This window comes from Cellulomonas sp. KH9 (assembly GCF_900114185.1).
Classification (GTDB): Bacteria; Actinomycetota; Actinomycetes; order Actinomycetales; family Cellulomonadaceae; genus Cellulomonas.
Genome location: NZ_FOSE01000002.1, coordinates 581,294 through 596,381, shown reverse-complemented (window position 1 = coordinate 596,381; position 15,088 = coordinate 581,294). Strand labels below are relative to the sequence as shown.

14 protein-coding genes are annotated in these 15,088 nt (G+C 72.5%); 6 read left to right on the top strand and 8 right to left on the bottom strand.

The genetic code is table 11. The features are described 5' to 3' along the window. Nucleotides 1–6: 6 nt before the first annotated feature. A complete protein-coding gene (locus tag BMZ16_RS08740; RefSeq protein ID WP_089799483.1) occupies nt 7–606 on the bottom strand; it encodes a DUF3043 domain-containing protein in 600 nt (199 codons plus the stop codon). Between the two features lie 32 nt (nt 607–638). On the opposite strand from BMZ16_RS08740, the gene BMZ16_RS08735 reads away from it, so the two are divergent. After that, nucleotides 639–2,033, top strand: coding sequence for a dipeptidase (locus BMZ16_RS08735; RefSeq protein WP_089799481.1), 1,395 nt, complete (start codon nt 639–641; stop codon nt 2,031–2,033). 41 nt (nt 2,034–2,074) lie between these two features. Here BMZ16_RS08735 and BMZ16_RS08730 read toward each other — a convergent pair whose 3' ends face one another. Both BMZ16_RS08730 and nadA read right to left on the bottom strand, forming a co-directional pair. Further along, the gene (locus tag BMZ16_RS08730; RefSeq protein WP_089799480.1) at nt 2,075–2,593 is read right to left on the bottom strand and encodes an acyl-CoA thioesterase; all 519 of its coding nucleotides are present in this window, start codon (nt 2,591–2,593) and stop codon (nt 2,075–2,077) included. Nucleotides 2,594–2,687: 94 nt separating this feature from the next. Continuing rightward, nucleotides 2,688–3,884 carry a quinolinate synthase NadA gene (gene nadA / locus BMZ16_RS08725; RefSeq protein WP_089799478.1) on the bottom strand — a complete coding sequence of 399 codons (1,197 nt, stop codon included), beginning with the start codon at nt 3,882–3,884 and terminating at the stop codon, nt 2,688–2,690. 95 nt (nt 3,885–3,979) lie between these two features. Between nadA and BMZ16_RS08720 the strand changes: the two genes are divergently transcribed. Both BMZ16_RS08720 and erpA read left to right on the top strand, forming a co-directional pair. After that, nucleotides 3,980–5,188 (top strand): glycerate kinase family protein, encoded by a 1,209-nt coding sequence (locus BMZ16_RS08720; RefSeq protein WP_369822507.1) that lies wholly within the window; start codon nt 3,980–3,982, stop codon nt 5,186–5,188. Between the two features lie 73 nt (nt 5,189–5,261). After that, entirely contained in the window at nt 5,262–5,612 is a 351-nt protein-coding gene (gene erpA, locus BMZ16_RS08715) for an iron-sulfur cluster insertion protein ErpA (protein ID WP_089799476.1), read from the top strand. 100 nt (nt 5,613–5,712) lie between these two features. Here erpA and BMZ16_RS08710 read toward each other — a convergent pair whose 3' ends face one another. Further along, nucleotides 5,713–6,831, bottom strand: a complete 1,119-nt coding sequence (locus BMZ16_RS08710; RefSeq protein ID WP_089800014.1) for a cysteine desulfurase family protein — start codon at nt 6,829–6,831, stop codon at nt 5,713–5,715. A gap of 358 nt (nt 6,832–7,189) precedes the next feature. On the opposite strand from BMZ16_RS08710, the gene coxB reads away from it, so the two are divergent. Genes coxB through BMZ16_RS08695 form a run of 3 tightly spaced genes read left to right on the top strand, consistent with a single transcriptional unit; the run spans nt 7,190 to nt 10,277 of the window. Next, a complete protein-coding gene (coxB, locus tag BMZ16_RS08705; RefSeq protein ID WP_089799474.1) occupies nt 7,190–8,059 on the top strand; it encodes an aa3-type cytochrome oxidase subunit II in 870 nt (289 codons plus the stop codon). Beyond that, nucleotides 8,059–9,882, top strand: a complete 1,824-nt coding sequence (gene ctaD / locus BMZ16_RS08700) for an aa3-type cytochrome oxidase subunit I (RefSeq protein ID WP_089799472.1) — start codon at nt 8,059–8,061, stop codon at nt 9,880–9,882. Before coxB ends, ctaD begins: the two co-directional genes overlap by 1 nt. Next, on the top strand, nt 9,879–10,277 hold the full coding sequence (locus BMZ16_RS08695) for a cytochrome c oxidase subunit 4 (RefSeq protein WP_089799470.1): 399 nt from the start codon (nt 9,879–9,881) through the stop codon (nt 10,275–10,277). Before ctaD ends, BMZ16_RS08695 begins: the two co-directional genes overlap by 4 nt. Before the next feature lie 431 nt (nt 10,278–10,708). Here the strand turns inward: BMZ16_RS08695 and BMZ16_RS08690 are convergent, their stop codons facing one another. From BMZ16_RS08690 to BMZ16_RS08675, 4 genes are all read right to left on the bottom strand, one after another. Beyond that, complete coding sequence (locus BMZ16_RS08690; protein ID WP_089799468.1) at nt 10,709–11,338, bottom strand: superoxide dismutase; 630 nt, start codon at nt 11,336–11,338, stop codon at nt 10,709–10,711. Between the two features lie 123 nt (nt 11,339–11,461). Then, entirely contained in the window at nt 11,462–13,207 is a 1,746-nt protein-coding gene (locus BMZ16_RS08685; protein WP_089799466.1) for a cytochrome bc1 complex cytochrome b subunit, read from the bottom strand. Beyond that, nucleotides 13,204–14,268, bottom strand: a complete 1,065-nt coding sequence (locus BMZ16_RS08680) for a cytochrome bc1 complex Rieske iron-sulfur subunit (protein WP_089799464.1) — start codon at nt 14,266–14,268, stop codon at nt 13,204–13,206. The genes BMZ16_RS08685 and BMZ16_RS08680 overlap by 4 nt, the downstream gene beginning before the upstream one ends. Then, nucleotides 14,265–15,050 (bottom strand): cytochrome bc1 complex diheme cytochrome c subunit, encoded by a 786-nt coding sequence (locus BMZ16_RS08675; RefSeq protein WP_089799463.1) that lies wholly within the window; start codon nt 15,048–15,050, stop codon nt 14,265–14,267. Before BMZ16_RS08675 ends, BMZ16_RS08680 begins: the two co-directional genes overlap by 4 nt. Between the last annotated feature and the right edge of the window lie 38 nt (nt 15,051–15,088).

The window sequence follows — 15,088 nt, the reverse complement described above, 5'->3', positions numbered from 1 at the left end:
GGTGCGTCAGGCCGGGCGCTGGCCGTGCTTGACGAGCGGCTTCGGTAGCCGCGAGGGACGCACCTGGAACGCGCGGAGGACCGCGTACATGGCGAGGCCCCGGGGAAGCTTGTCGGCGCCGAACTTCGCGACGAGACGCTTCTTCAGCCCGCGCCACATCAGCCAGGCGTCGACCATCGAGGCGATGATGTAGACGTACAGCAGCAGCAGCGTCGCGAAGGCGACCACGGGTGCGCTGCGCGCGGTGACGAACTGCAGGACCAGGAACACCGCCGCGAGCGGCAGGAAGAACTCCCCGAGGTTCCAGCGCGAGTCCACGCTGTCGCGCACGTAGCGGCGCACCGGGCCGCGGTCGCGCGCGGGCATGTGCCGCTCGTCACCCGAGCGCATGGCCTGGTACTCCAGGTCGCGCTGCGCGCGGTTCCGGGCGCGGGCCTCACGGGCGGCGGCCCGGCGGTCCGTCGGGACGAGGGGTCGCTTGTTGCGCGCCTCCGCCTCCTTGCGCTTGGGCGTGGGGCGGCCCTTGCCCGTGGGCACCGGCTGCGGCGGCTCGTCGACGAGCGGCGCGTCGACCGTCGGCGGGGGATCCTGCTTGCGTCCGAACACCCTCCCAGGGTAGTCGAGTAGCGTCGGCCGACGTGACCACCATCGACCCCGTCCCCGCCCCGACCGACGACCGCGTCGCCGTGCTGCGGGCGCGCGTCGCCGAGCAGTTCGCCGGCGTCCGCGCCGACCTCGAGGCCCTCGTGCGCATCCCGAGCGTCTCCAACACCGAGTTCGACCGTGCGCACGTCGAGGCCTCGGCCGCCGCCGTCGCGCAGCTGCTCTCCGACGCGGGCATGCCCGAGGTCCAGGTGCTGCGCGTCACGGGCGCCGACGGCACGCCGGGCGCGCCCGCCGTGGTGGCGCGCCGCCCGGCCCCCGACGGTGCCCCGACGGTGCTGCTCTACGCCCACCACGACGTGCAGCCGCCCGGTGACGACAGCCACTGGTCGTCGGCGCCCTTCGAGCCCACCCAGCGCGGCGAGCGCCTGTACGGCCGCGGCGCGGCGGACGACAAGGCGGGCGTCGTGGCCCACGTCGGTGCGCTGCGCGCGCTCGGTGACGAGCTCGGCGTCGGCGTGACGGTCTTCGTGGAGGGCGAGGAGGAGGTCGGCTCGCCGACGTTCGTCGACTTCCTCCGCACCTACCGTGACCTGCTCGCCGCGGACGTCATGGTCGTGGCCGACTCCTCCAACTGGAAGGTGGGCGTGCCCGGCCTGACGACGTCCCTGCGCGGTCTGGTCGACCTGGTCGTCGACGTGGAGGTGCTGTCCCACGCGGTCCACTCCGGCATGTTCGGGGGCCCGGTGCTCGACGCCCCCACCCTGCTGGCCCGCCTGATCGCGACCCTGCACGACGAGCACGGGGACGTCGCGGTCGCGGGGCTGGTCCACGCCGACGACCCGACGGTCGACTACGACGAGGCCGAGCTGCGCGCCGACGCGGGTGTGCTGCCCGGCGTCCGGCTGGCCGGCACCGGGCCGCTGACCGCGCGGCTGTGGACGCGCCCTGCCATCGGCGTCATCGGTCTGGACGCCCCGCGGGTCGCCTCCGCGTCGAACACCATCACGCCGCGGGCGTCCGCGATGATCTCGGTCCGTCTCGCGCCGGGGCAGGACCCCGCCGCGGCCATGGCGGCCATGCGCGAGCACCTGCTGGCGCACGCGCCGTTCGGTGCGCGGGTCACCGTGCACGAGGGGGAGCAGGGGCGGCCTTTCCGGTCGCCGGCCGACTCCGCCGGCATGCAGGCCGCCCGCTGGGCGATGGCGACGGCGTGGGGCACGGCGCCGGTCGACATCGGCGTCGGCGGGTCCATCCCGTTCATCAGCGACCTGCTCGACGTCTACCCCGATGCGACCATCCTGGTCACGGGCGTCGAGGATCCGGACTCGCGCGCGCACGGCGCCGACGAGTCGGTGCACCTGGGCGAGCTCGAGCGGGTCGTGCTCGCCGAGGCGCTGCTGCTGGAGGTGCTCGCACCGACGGCATGACCTCCGCGCGCCGGCCCTCCGCCGCGGCGGGGGCCGGCGGCTCAGCGGTGGGCGACGTCGACGGCGCGCGCCCAGGCGGCGACGTCGTCGGGCAGCTCAGGACTGTCGCGCAGCTCGGCGTCGATGACGGCGATCACGTCGGCCGGTGCGATGCGGTCGCCCGCGCGCGACAGGAAGCGCCCGGCGACCCACCCGCGCGCCACCAGCAGGCCCTCGCGCTCGATGACCTGCTCCAGGTAGACCACGCGGACATCCCACCCGAGCAGGCGCGTCGTGACGGTGAACCGCTGCCCGAGGGTCAGGGAACGGCGGTGCTTCACGGTCGACGCGGCGACCACCGGGTACCAGCCGCGGGCCGACAGCCGGCCGAACGCGCCGAGGTCGGCCAGGTAGTTCGACCGCCCCAGGTCCATGTACTGCAGGTACACGCCGTTGTTCACGTGGCGGTACAGGTCCAGGTCGCCCGGGCGCACGCGCAGGCGTGTGACCGACGGGGTGAGCGGGTCGGCGCAGGGCAGGGCGGGCCGTGGGCGCAGGGTGGCGAGCGTCAGCTGCAGCATCCGGGACACGGCGCCGAGGCTACCGGCGGGTACGCGTGACGCGCCTCAGGGCGCCACGCCGGGTGGCCTCGACGACCCGGGCGACCGGTCGGCGTCAGTGGCCGGGCAGCGCCAGCATCTGGTCGAGGGCGGCACGGGCCCACCGCGCGTCCTGCTCGTCGACCACGATGCGGTGCGGGACGCGCCCGGCGACCAGCTCCTCGAGGGTCCACACCAGGTGGGGCAGGTCGATCCGGTTCATGGTGGAGCAGAAGCACACCGTGGAGTCGAGGTAGTGCACCGACAGCTCGGGGTGCTGCCGCGCCAGCCGACGCACCAGGTTGAGCTCGGTGCCGATCGCCCACGACGAGCCGGGCTCGGCCGCGTCGAGCGCCTTGATGATGTACTCGGTCGACCCGACCATGTCGGCCGCCGTGACGACCTCGTGCTTGCACTCCGGGTGGACGAGCACGGTGACGCCGGGCACCGCGGTACGCACGTCCGCCACGTTGCGCGCCGAGAACCGACCGTGCACCGAGCAGTGGCCGCGCCACAGGATCATCCGGGCGTCGCGCAGCTGCTCGGCCGTCAGGCCACCGCCCGGCCGCCGCGGGTCGTAGACGACGCAGTCGTCGAGCGACAGGCCGAGCTGTGTGACGGCCGTGTTGCGGCCCAGGTGCTGGTCGGGCATGAAGAGGACCTTGCCGCGCCCGGCCAGGCCACCCACCCGGTCGAACGCCCACCGCAGCGCCACGTGCGCGTTGGACGACGTGCACACCGTCCCGCCGTGGCGGCCGGTGAAGGCCTTGATGGCCGCGGTCGAGTTCATGTAGGTCACGGGCACCGTGTCCTGCGCGACCCCCGCGTCGACGAGCACGTCCCATGCGTCCTCGACCTGGTCGAGGGCCGCCATGTCCGCCATCGAGCAGCCCGCCGCCAGGTCCGGCAGCACGACCTGCTGGGCGTCGGACGTCAGGATGTCGGCGGACTCCGCCATGAAGTGCACGCCGCAGAAGACGACGAACTCGGCGTCCGGGCGCGCGGCCGCCTCGCGTGCGAGCTTGAAGGAGTCGCCGGTGACGTCGGCGAACGCGATGACCTCGTCGCGCTGGTAGTGGTGCCCCAGGACGAAGGCGCGGTCGCCCAGCGCGGCCCGGGCGGCGCGCGCCCGTTCGACCAGTCCGGGGTCGCCGGGCTCGGGCAGCGCACCGACGCACTCCACACCGCGCTCGGAGGTCAGGTCGACGCCGCGCCCCAGCAGCAGCAGGGCGGACGCCGCGGGCTCGGTGAACGTGCCGGTGGGGGTGCTCACGGCGGCATGATCGCACAGAGGTCCCCGCCGCCCGCGGACGCGCCCGGCCCGTGGCACGGTCCGGGGGACGCGCCGGCACGTGCCACCATCGGGGCGTGCGCGTCCTCATGGCCCCCGACGGGTTCGGTACCCACCTCACGCCCGCCGAGGCGGCCGCCGCGCTGCGCGCCGGCTGGTCGGACGGCGCGCCGCACGACGCGGTCGACGTCTGCCCGCTGGCCGACGGCGGGCCGGGGTTCGTCGCCACGCTGCACGCCACGCTCGGCGGCGACCTCGTGCCGGTGACGGTGGGATCGCCGCTGGGGGAGCCCGCGCCCGCAGCGATGCTGCGCGTCGGCACGACGGTCTACCTCGAGTCGGCGCACGCGGTCGGCCTGGGGCTGGTGCCGGTCGGGCGGCGCGACCCCACGCGGACCACGAGCCGGGGGGCGGGGGAGCTGATCGCAGCCGCGCTGCCGGGGGCGCGTCGCGTCGTGGTCGGCCTCGGCGGTTCCGCCACCAACGACGCGGGCGCCGGCCTGCTGCTCGCCCTGGCGCAGGCCCTCCTCCCGCCCGGGACGGTCGACGACGAGGTCGCGGCGCGGCTGGGCTCCGGGGGTGGTGCCCTCGGCGACGTGCACGCCGACGACCTGCCGTGGCTGCCCGCCCTGCGCGCCGCGCTCGCGGGCGTCGACCTGCTCGCCGCCGTCGACGTGGACGTGCCGCTGCTCGGGCTGACCGGCGCGTCGGCGGGCTTCTCGGAGCAGAAGGGCGCCACCGCCGAGCAGGCGCAGGACCTGGAGCGGGCCCTCGGCGCGTTCGCGCACGCCGCCACGACCGCCCTCGGCCCCGTCCGCACCGGCCCCGGCGCCGACCTGCTGGGCGCGTCCGCCGCGCGGTCCGCCCGCCCGGCCGCGCTGCCCGGGGCCGGGGCCGCGGGCGGGCTCGGCTTCGCCCTCGCGCTGCTGGGCGCACGCCTGCTCCCCGGGGCGGGCCTCGTCGCGGACGCCGTGGACCTGCCCGCACGCATCGCCGCGCACGACCTGGTGGTCACGGGCGAGGGGCGTACCGACTGGCAGTCCCTGCACGGCAAGGTGGTGGCCGAGGTCGCCGCGCGGGCGCTCCCGCTGGCGGTGCCCACCGTGGTGGTGTCCGGGGAGGTGCTCGTCGGTCGCCGCGAGCTCTCGGCCGCGGGCGTGACCGCCGCGTACCCGGTGGCCGAGGGCCCGGCCGCGGTCCGCGCCGCGCTCGCGGACCCCGCGGGCACGCTGCGCGCACGCACGGCCCGGGTCGCGCGCACGTGGTCGCCGTCGCGTGGCGCGTAGGCTGGTCGGGAACAACGGACCGGCCGACGGTGTTGGCGTCGTCGAGGAACGTTCTGGCGAACCCGGGAGTGACATGAGCGAGACCACCGAGACCACGACGCACGGCGTCCAGCTCACCGACGTGGCGGCCGACAAGGTGCGCAGCCTGCTCGAGCAGGAGGGCCGTGACGACCTGCGGCTGCGGGTCGCCGTGCAGCCCGGGGGCTGCTCCGGCCTGATCTACCAGCTGTACTTCGACGAGCGCCTGCTCGACGGCGACGCGACCCGCGACTACGACGGCGTCGAGGTCGTCGTGGACCGGATGAGCGTCCCGTACCTCGAGGGCGCGACGATCGACTTCGCCGACACGATCGAGAAGCAGGGCTTCACGATCGACAACCCCAACGCGGGCAGCGCCTGCGCGTGCGGCGGCTCCTTCAGCTGACGCCGGGACGTGTCACACCGGGCCCGCACCCTCCGGGGGTGCGGGCCCGGTGCGCGTCCGGGGCCGGTGGCGGGGGCCGGGCCTCCTGCCGGACGCGCGGTCAGGCGCCGAGCGACGCGCGCACGGCGGCGACCGCACCGGGCAGCACGTCGCAGAACCGCCGCACCGCCTCCGCGGTGACGTCGTGCGGCAGCGACAGCCGCACGTTGCCCTGCGTGAGCGCCCCCATCGCCGCGAGCACGTGGCTGGGCTCCAGCGAGCTCGACGTGCACGCCGAGCCGGACCCGACGCCGAAGCCCGCGCGGTCGAGCGCGTCGACGATCGCCTCGCCCTCGACGTAGAGGCAGGAGAACGTCACGACGTGGGGGAGGCGGTCCACGGGGTCCCCGACCACCTGGACGTCCGGCACCGTCGCCGCGACGCGTCGGCGGACCTCGTCCACGAGGGCCCGCCGGTGCGCGTCGGCGCGGTCGCGGTCGGCGGCCGCCTCCTGCAGCGCGACCGCGGCGGCCAGGGCCAGGGGTACGGGGACGCCGCCCGGTGACCAGCGGTCGTCGTCCTCGGGCCAGTCGGGGCTGCGGCGCACCCCGGTGCGGGTCACGGTGACCCCCAGGGGCGGACCTCCCCAGTCGCCGGCGTCCGCGACGAGGACGTCGCCGCCGGCGGGCGGCGCCAGGTGCCCCGTGCTCGCCCCGACGTCGACGACCAGGGGCACGCCGGTGCCGCGCAGCGCGGCGTGCACGGCGTCCACGGGCTGGCACGTGCCGACCTCGCCGTTGGCGTGCTGCAGGACGGCCAGCGCCGTGCCCGCGGCGCGTGCCGCGGTGACGAGGGCGTCGACGTGGACCCGGCCGAGCCGGTCGACGCCCACGGGGTGCACGCGCCCGCCGCCGCGAGCGGCGACGAACTCCGCGGCGTGGCGGACGGCGGCGCGCTCGACGGTCGGCACCACCACGTCCGCGCCGACGCGCCGTCGTCCCCGCGCGACCCCGAGCACGGCGTTGTGCAGGGCGAGCGTGTGGCTGGGCAGCAGGTCCACCTCGTCGGGGCGGGCGCCGAGCGCACCGGCGAGCGCCTCACGCGCCCCGTCGAGCAGCAGACGGGCACGGCGCCCCTCGGCGTACAGGCGTCGGGGGTCCGCCCAGCCCTGGTCGAACGCCTCCAGCAGCGCGGTGCGTGCGCCCGGGCGCAGCGGGGCGTGGCCCGCGACGTCCAGCACCGCGCGCGCGGCGGTGCCCGCCTGCCGCGGGCTCGTCGGGACCGTGCTCGTGGGTGCGGGGCCGCTCGGCACGGTGCTCGTCGCCGCGGGGGACAGGGGATCGCTCACCCCGGCACGCTAACGCGCGGCGCCTCGCCGCTCGCCGCCGTCGTCGGACGCGCGTGCGTGCTCGTGACGGGCGTGTCCGTGCGGCGGTGTCGCGGATGTGACGGTGCTGACACCATGTCGTCAAACGTGCGCCGCGGCACGTGAGCGCCGCCACGGCGCGCTACGCTGACCCGGTCGAGGACGAAGGTCCCACACGGCTGCCCGCACATGGCGGGATGTCGTCCGGTGGGACGCGAGTGGAAGGTTCCCCGTGCACCCGGTTCCCCCCCGCCGTACCCGGCGCGTGTCCGTCGCCGTGCTGGCCACGGCGCTCGTGCTCGTGCTCAGCGGCTGCTCCGAGACGGTCCAGCGTGGCTGGCTCCCCGGATTCTCCGACCAGGAGGTGACCGACCAGACCGGTCGCGTGGTCTCGCTGTGGGTGGGGTCCTGGATCGCCGCCCTGGCGGTCGGCGTCATCACCTGGGGTCTGATCCTGTGGTGCGTCGCGGTCTACCGGAAGCGCAAGGACGACGACACGCTGCCCGTCCAGCTCCGGTACCACGTGCCGCTGGAGATCATGTACATCCTGCTGCCGGTGGTCATGGTGGGGGTGCTCTTCTACCACACCAACGAGGACACGCTGGCGCTGCAGGACACGTCGGCGGAGCCCGACGTGCGCATCCAGGCGATCGGCAAGCAGTGGAGCTGGGACTTCAACTACCTCGACGACGAGGTCTACGAGACCGGGCAGCACGCGATCGACATCGGCGTCGAGCCGGCCGCGCTGGACGAGCAGGTGACGCTCTACCTACCGGTCGACCAGCGGGTCGAGTTCACGCTGGACTCGCGGGACGTCATCCACTCCTTCTGGATCCCCGACTTCCTCTACAAGCTCGACATGATCCCGGGGCACACCAACACCTTCCAGGTGACCCCGACGCGTGAGGGCGTCTACCGCGGCAAGTGCGCGGAGCTGTGCGGGGAGGAGCACTCCTCGATGCTGTTCAACGTGGCGGTCGTCTCGCAGGAGGAGTACGACGCCCAGATGGAGGAGCTGCGTGAGCGCGGCCAGACCGGAGCCCTCGGCCTGGAGTACAGCCGGCTGCAGGACCTGAACGACGTGGCAAAGGACGAGGACTGATGGCGGCGAGCACCGAGGTCATCCCTGGCCTGTCCCCCCGGCGGCAGTCGCTCGGGCGGACCGTGGTCAAGTGGATCACCTCCACGGACCACAAGACGATCGGGTACCTGTACCTGATCACCTCGTTCATCTGGTTCGCGATCGGCGGCATCCTCGCGCTGCTGATCCGCGCCGAGCTGTTCCAGCCGGGCATGGACCTGTTCCAGTCCAAGGAGCAGTACAACCAGGCGTTCACGATGCACGGCACGATCATGCTGCTGCTGTTCGCGACCCCGCTGTTCGCGGGCTTCGCCAACATCATCATGCCGCTGCAGATCGGTGCTCCGGACGTCGCGTTCCCGCGGCTGAACATGTTCGCGTACTGGCTCTACCTCTTCGGCGGGCTCATCGCCGCCGGTGGCTTCCTCACCCCGCAGGGTGCGGCGTCGTTCGGGTGGTTCGCGTACGCGCCGCTGTCCAACCAGATGTACTCACCAGGCATCGGGGGAGACCTCTGGGTCTTCGGCCTGGCGCTGACCGGATTCGGCACCATCCTCGGTGCCGTCAACTTCATCACGACGATCGTCACGATGCGCGCGCCGGGCATGACCATGTTCCGGATGCCGATCTTCACCTGGAACATCCTGGTGACGTCGCTGCTCGTCCTCATGGCGTTCCCGCCGCTGGCCGCCGCGCTGTTCGCGCTGGGCGCCGACCGGCGCCTCGGGGCCCAGGTCTTCAACCCGGACAACGGCGGTGCGCTGCTGTGGCAGCACCTGTTCTGGTTCTTCGGGCACCCCGAGGTCTACATCATCGCGCTGCCGTTCTTCGGCATCGTGTCCGAGATCCTGCCGGTGTTCAGCCGCAAGCCGATCTTCGGCTACAAGGGCCTCATCTACGCCACGATCGCGATCGCGGCCCTGTCCGTCACGGTGTGGGCGCACCACATGTACGTGACCGGCGCGGTGCTGCTGCCCTTCTTCGCGTTCATGACGATGCTGATCGCGGTCCCGACCGGGGTGAAGTTCTTCAACTGGATCGGCACGATGTGGCGGGGCAAGCTCACCTTCGAGACACCGATGCTGTGGTCCATCGGCTTCCTGGTGACCTTCCTCTTCGGTGGGCTGACCGGCGTCATCCTGTCCAGCCCGGCGCTCGACTTCCACCTGTCCGACACGTACTTCGTCGTCGCGCACTTCCACTACGTGGTCTTCGGCACCGTCGTGTTCGCGATGTTCGCCGGCTTCTACTTCTGGTGGCCGAAGTTCACCGGCCGCATGCTCGACGAGCGGCTCGGCAAGATCCACTTCTGGGTGCTGTTCGTCGGCTTCCACATGACGTTCCTCGTCCAGCACTGGCTCGGCGTGATCGGCATGCCGCGGCGGTACGCGGACTACTCCCCGGAGGACGGGTTCACCTGGATGAACCAGCTCTCCACCGTGGGGTCGGCGATCCTCGCCGCGTCCACGCTGCCGTTCCTCTGGAACGTGTACGTGACGTGGCGCAACGCCCCCAAGGTGACGGTCGACGACCCGTGGGGCTACGGCGGCTCGCTCGAGTGGGCCACCAGCTGCCCGCCGCCGCGGCACAACTTCACGTCGCTGCCGCGCATCCGCTCCGAGCGCCCCGCGTTCGACCTGCACCACCCCGAGGTCGCCGCCATGGACCACGTCGAGCCGGAGGACCCGGGCCCGCTCGACTGGGCACCGCAGCGCACCGGCGAGCGTGAGCTCGCCGAGGAGCGCATGGCGCAGGGCACGGGGCAGGAGCGCCAGTCGACGGCCACGGTCGTCGAGGACGACGTCGAGGACGTGCGTGAGCGTCGCGAGGAGGACGAGCGGTGAAGATCGAGGCGAAGCTCTTCCTCTACGGGATCCTGTTCTTCATCCCGGTCGGCCTGATCTACGGGTTCTGGAGCGGCGGTGAGGCTGTCGGCACCGTCGGCATCCCGCTCGTCGGCGGCCTCGTCGGCATGATCGGCGGGTACTTCGCTCTTCTGGCCCGTCGGATCGACCCCCGCCCGGAGGACGACGAGCTCGGCGAGATCGAGCAGGGCGCCGGCAACCAGGGCACGTTCAGCCCGTGGAGCTGGTGGCCGCTCGTCGTCGCGCTGGGTGGCTCGGTGGCGTTCCTGGCCATGGCGGTCGGCTGGTGGCTCATGGTCCCCGCCGCGGTCCTGGCCATCATCGGGCTCGTCGGCTGGATGTTCGAGTACTCGCGCGGTCAGCACGCGCACTGACTGAGGCGACACACAGACGCACGAGGACGGCCCGTCACCCGATGGTGACGGGCCGTCGTCGTACCGGGTGAGGTCCGGGCGTCCGTCGGGGTGCGGGCGCCGGGAAGCGCGCACGCTCCGCGTCGACCGCGCGATGCGCCCGCACAGGGCCGTGGGTGCTGCTCCCGGGCTGGACGGGACCGTCCCCGTGGCTCCGGCGTCCGGGGGATCCCCCTGGGCGGCACGCCCATGACGCCGCACCCGCCCATCGGACGTCCCCGAAGGTGCGCGGCGAGCACCGGGAGATCGCGTCGTGGCGCCGCGCGCAGTGGTGGGAGGGCGCTGCGCCGGATCGTGCCGTGCTGCGGACCGGGGCGGGAACGGCCGCAGCCGCCCGCCCCGAGGGGCGAGCGGCTGCGGTGCAGGTGCGGCCGCCCTGGCGGCCGGCGTCGTCAGGCCGAGGCGACGATGAGCCCGGCCGTCTGGGTGCGCGCGCGCGTGAAGCGCTCCGCGGCGTCCGCCCAGTTGACGATGTTCCACCAGGCCTTGATGTAGTCCGCCTTGACGTTGACGTAGTCGAGGTAGAAGGCGTGCTCCCACATGTCGAGCACGACGATCGGCACGAGGCCGAGCGGGTAGTTGCTCTGCTGGTCGTACAGCTGGAAGATCGCGAGCTTCTGGCCCACCGAGTCCCAGCCCAGGATCGACCAGCCGGAGCCCTGGATGCCCGCAGCGTTCGCGGCGAAGTGCTTCTGGAACGCCTCGAACGAGCCGAAGAACTCGTCGATCGCGGCGGCCAGCTCACCGACGGGCTTGTCGCCGCCGTCGGGGGAGAGGTTCTCCCAGAACACCGAGTGGTTGACGTGCCCACCGAGGTTGAACGCCAGGTTCTTCTCGTGCAGGTTCACCGCGGCGAAGTCGCCCGTCTCGCGCGCGGCAGCGAGCTTCTCGAGCGCCGTGTTGGCACCCGCGACGTACGCGGCGTGGTGCTTGTCGTGGTGCAGCTCCATGATCCTGCCGGAGATGTGCGGCTCGAGCGCCGCGTAGTCGTACGGCAGATCCGGGAGCGTGTAGTCAGCCATCTCGTACCTCTCCTGCGTCGGGTGGCGGTGTTCAGCATCCGCCCGGAAACGCCGTCGCGGTGCCCGGCACGTCCGGCCGGACACCGCGAACGGTCGTCTGTTGGGGTCAACTCTGGACCAGGATCACCTGTTCCGCGTGCCGTGCCCCGTCTCATCCTCCGGGCGCAGGCGCGTGCCGCCACCCGTCGGTGCGCTCTCGCCCAGCAGCTGGGCGGGTGCCTTCTCCTGGTCGGAGCCGAGCGCGTCGTGCTCACCGTGCGAGTGCGACGCCTCCAGCTCGGCCGGCGTGACCGGCTCGACCCGGTCCTCGTAGAACAGCTGCGACAGCCGCTGGCGCATGCGGTCCGTGCGGTAGCCCTTGCGCCGCACGCCGCGGGAGTCCTCCGCCGGCTCGATCTGGATCGGTCGCGTCGGGTCGTGCTGGACGCGCAGCCAGCGCTCGTGGGCGTCGAGGGGCTTGTGCACCTCGATGTACTCACCGGACGCGAAGCGCACGATCTGGCCCGTCTCGTGCCCGTGCAGGACCAGCTCGCGGTCCTTGCGCTGGAGCGCGAGGCAGATGCGCTTGGTGATGACGAACGCCGCCCACGGGCCCAGGAAGAACAGGAACCGGAACACCCACGTGATGTCGTTGATCGACAGGTGGAAGTGCGTCGCGATGATGTCGTTCGAGCCCGCCAGCACCAGGATGAAGAACGCGGTCAGCAGCGAGACGCCGAACGCGGTGCGGAACGGCCGGTTGCGCGGACGGTCCAGCACGTGGTGCTCCCGCTTGTCACCGGTCGCGAACGACTCGACGAACGGGTACAGCGCCAGCAGCGTGAAGAGCACGCCGGGCACGACCACCGCAGGGATGAGGACGTTGAGCGACAGCGTGTACCCGTCGGGCCCGAACAGCACGTACTCCGTCTGCCCCGGCATGAGCCGCAGCGAGCCCTCGAGGAACAGCATGTACCAGTCCGGCTGGGCGCCCGCTGACACCGGTGACGGGTCGTACGGGCCGTAGTTCCACACGGGGTTGATCGACAGGGTCGCGCCCATGAGCGCGATCACGCCGAACACCACGAAGAAGTAGCCACCGGCCTTCGCGACGTAGATCGGGAACAGCGGGTACCCGACGACGTTCGCGTTGGTGCGCCCGGAGCCCGGGTACTGCGTGTGCTTGTGCAGCACCACGAAGAACAGGTGCAGCGCGATCAGGGCGAGGATCAGGCCCGGGACCAGCAGGATGTGGACCGTGAAGAGCCTCGGGATGATGTCGTGCCCGGGGAACTCGCCGCCGAAGACGAAGTACGACAGGTAGCTGCCGACGATCGGGATCGCCTTGATGACGCCGTCGGTGATCCGCAGGCCGTTGCCCGACAGGACGTCGTCGGGGAGCGAGTAGCCCGAGAAGCCGGCCGCGAGGCCGAGGATCAGGAGCACGAAGCCGACGACCCAGTTGAGCTCACGCGGCTTGCGGAACGCGCCGGTGAAGAACACGCGCATCATGTGCGTGACGATCGCGGCCATGAAGATGAGCGCCGCCCAGTGGTGGATCTGCCGCATGAGCAGACCACCGCGGACCTCGAACGACAGGCGCAACGTGGAGGCGAACGCCTCGGACATCTCGACGCCGTGCATCGTCGGCCACGGGCCGTCGTAGTGCACCTCGGCCATGCTCGGCACGAAGAACATCGTGAGGAACACGCCGGAGATCAGCAGCGTGACGAAGCTGTACAGCGCGATCTCGCCGAGCAGGAACGACCAGTGGTCGGGGAAGATCTTGCGCGCGAACTCCTTGACCGCGGTCCCGATGCCGGTGCGCTGGTCGAGGTAGTCGGCGGTCCTGGCGGCCTTGCCGCTCGGGGGTGCCGTGGTGGCGCTCATCGCAGCCGCTCCCAGAAGCTCGGACCGATGGGCTCGTGGAAGTCGCTCTGCGCGACCAGGTAGCCCTCGTCGTCGACGGTGATCGGCAGCTGGGGAAGCGGCCGCTTGGCGGGACCGAACACGACCTTCGCGCCGTCGGCGACGTCGAACGTGCTCTGGTGGCACGGGCAGAGCAGGTGGTGCGTCTGCTGCTCGTACAGGGCCACCGGGCATCCCACGTGGGTGCAGATCTTGGAGAAGGCCACGATGCCGTCGTACGACCAGCCCTCACCCTGCTCCGACTTGATGTCCCGGGGGTCGAGCCGGACCAGCAGGACGACGGCCTTGGCCTTCTCGTCGAGCGGCGCGCCGGTCTCGTCCAGGCCCTCGGGGATCACGTGCACGACCGAGCCGATGGTCACGTCGGCCGCCTTGATCGGGCGACCGGTCGGGTCGATCGTGAGCTTCTTGTTCTTCGCCCACATCGTGTGCTTGAGCTTGCGGACGTTCCAGTCCTCGCCGACCTCGCCGATCAGCGGCAGCGCGATGGTCAGCGGGAACAGCGCGAGCGACGAGACGAGCGCGCCCTTGAGCACGCCGCGCCGGCCGATCGCCGAGTCCTCGACGCCGTCCTTGAGGACCTGGACGGCCTCGGCGCGGGTCTGGTCCGAGCTGCGCTGGGCGTGCCGGTCCTCGGCCTTCTCGTGGTCGTTCATCAGCGACTTGGCCCAGTGCACGGCCGCGAGACCGATGCCGAGCAGCGCGAAGGCGAGCCCGAGCCCGAGCGTGAGGTTCGACCGGTGCAGCGTCTGCGGCGAGTCGCCCAGCGGGAACGCGAAGTACGCGGTGATGAACCCGATCGTGCCGAGGATCGAGATGGCGAACAGCGCGACGACCTGCCGCTCGGCACGCTTGTTCGCGGCCGGGTCGACGTCGGAGCGCCGCGGCCGGTGCGGGCCGAAGCCGGGGTTGGGGAAGCGCTCGGGCGAGTCCTCGCCCTCGCGCAGGACCACGTCGGAGCCCGCCGTGTCGGCGTGCGGCTGCTCGTCGTGGCCGTCGTGGCCGTGCTGGGTGATGCTCACGAGGACCTCGCTCCGATCCAGACCGCTGCTCCGATGAGCAGTCCCATGCCGATGACCCACGCCCACAGGCCCTCGCTGACGGGGCCGAGGCTGCCGAGGTCGAGGCCGCCGGGCGGGCTCTCGCGCTGCAGGTCGACGTACGCGATGATGTCGCGCTTCTCGTCCGGCGTGAGCGTGGCGTCGTTGAAGACGGGCATCGACTGCGGGCCGGTCGCCATCGCCTCGTACAGGTGGGTGGGCGTGGTCTCCCACAGGTTCGGGGCCCACTTGCCCTGCGACAGCGCACCACCGGCGCCGACGGCGTTGTGGCACATCGAGCAGTTGGTGCGGAACAGCGCCATGCCGTTGGCCGGGTCGCCCAGCGCGGGGTCGACCTGCTCGGCGGTCGGCACGGCCGGCCCGGGGCCGAGTGCCGCGACGTAGGCGGCCAGGGCCGCGATCTGCTCCTCGTCGAACTGCGCCGGCTTGGCAGGCGCCTGCGGCCCGTTCGCCTGCATGGGCATGCGCCCGGTGCCGACCTGGAAGTCGACCGCCGCGGCGCCGACGCCGACGAGCGACGGGACCACGTCGGTCCCGGTGGCGTCCGGCCCGTGGCAGGTCGCGCAGTTGGCCTGGAACAGCTTCTCACCGGTCTCGACCTGGTCGGCCGAGGCCGCCGCGGGGGCGGCGTCGGCTGACGTGGGGGACAGCACGGCGTACAGCGCGCCGGTGAGGAGCAGCGCCAGCAGGAGCAGCACGACCGGCGCACGCCGGTCGTGCCTGCGGGCTGCGAGTGCCTTCACGGATCGGTCCTCGTCTCGCATGTCAGGGGATGTGCGGG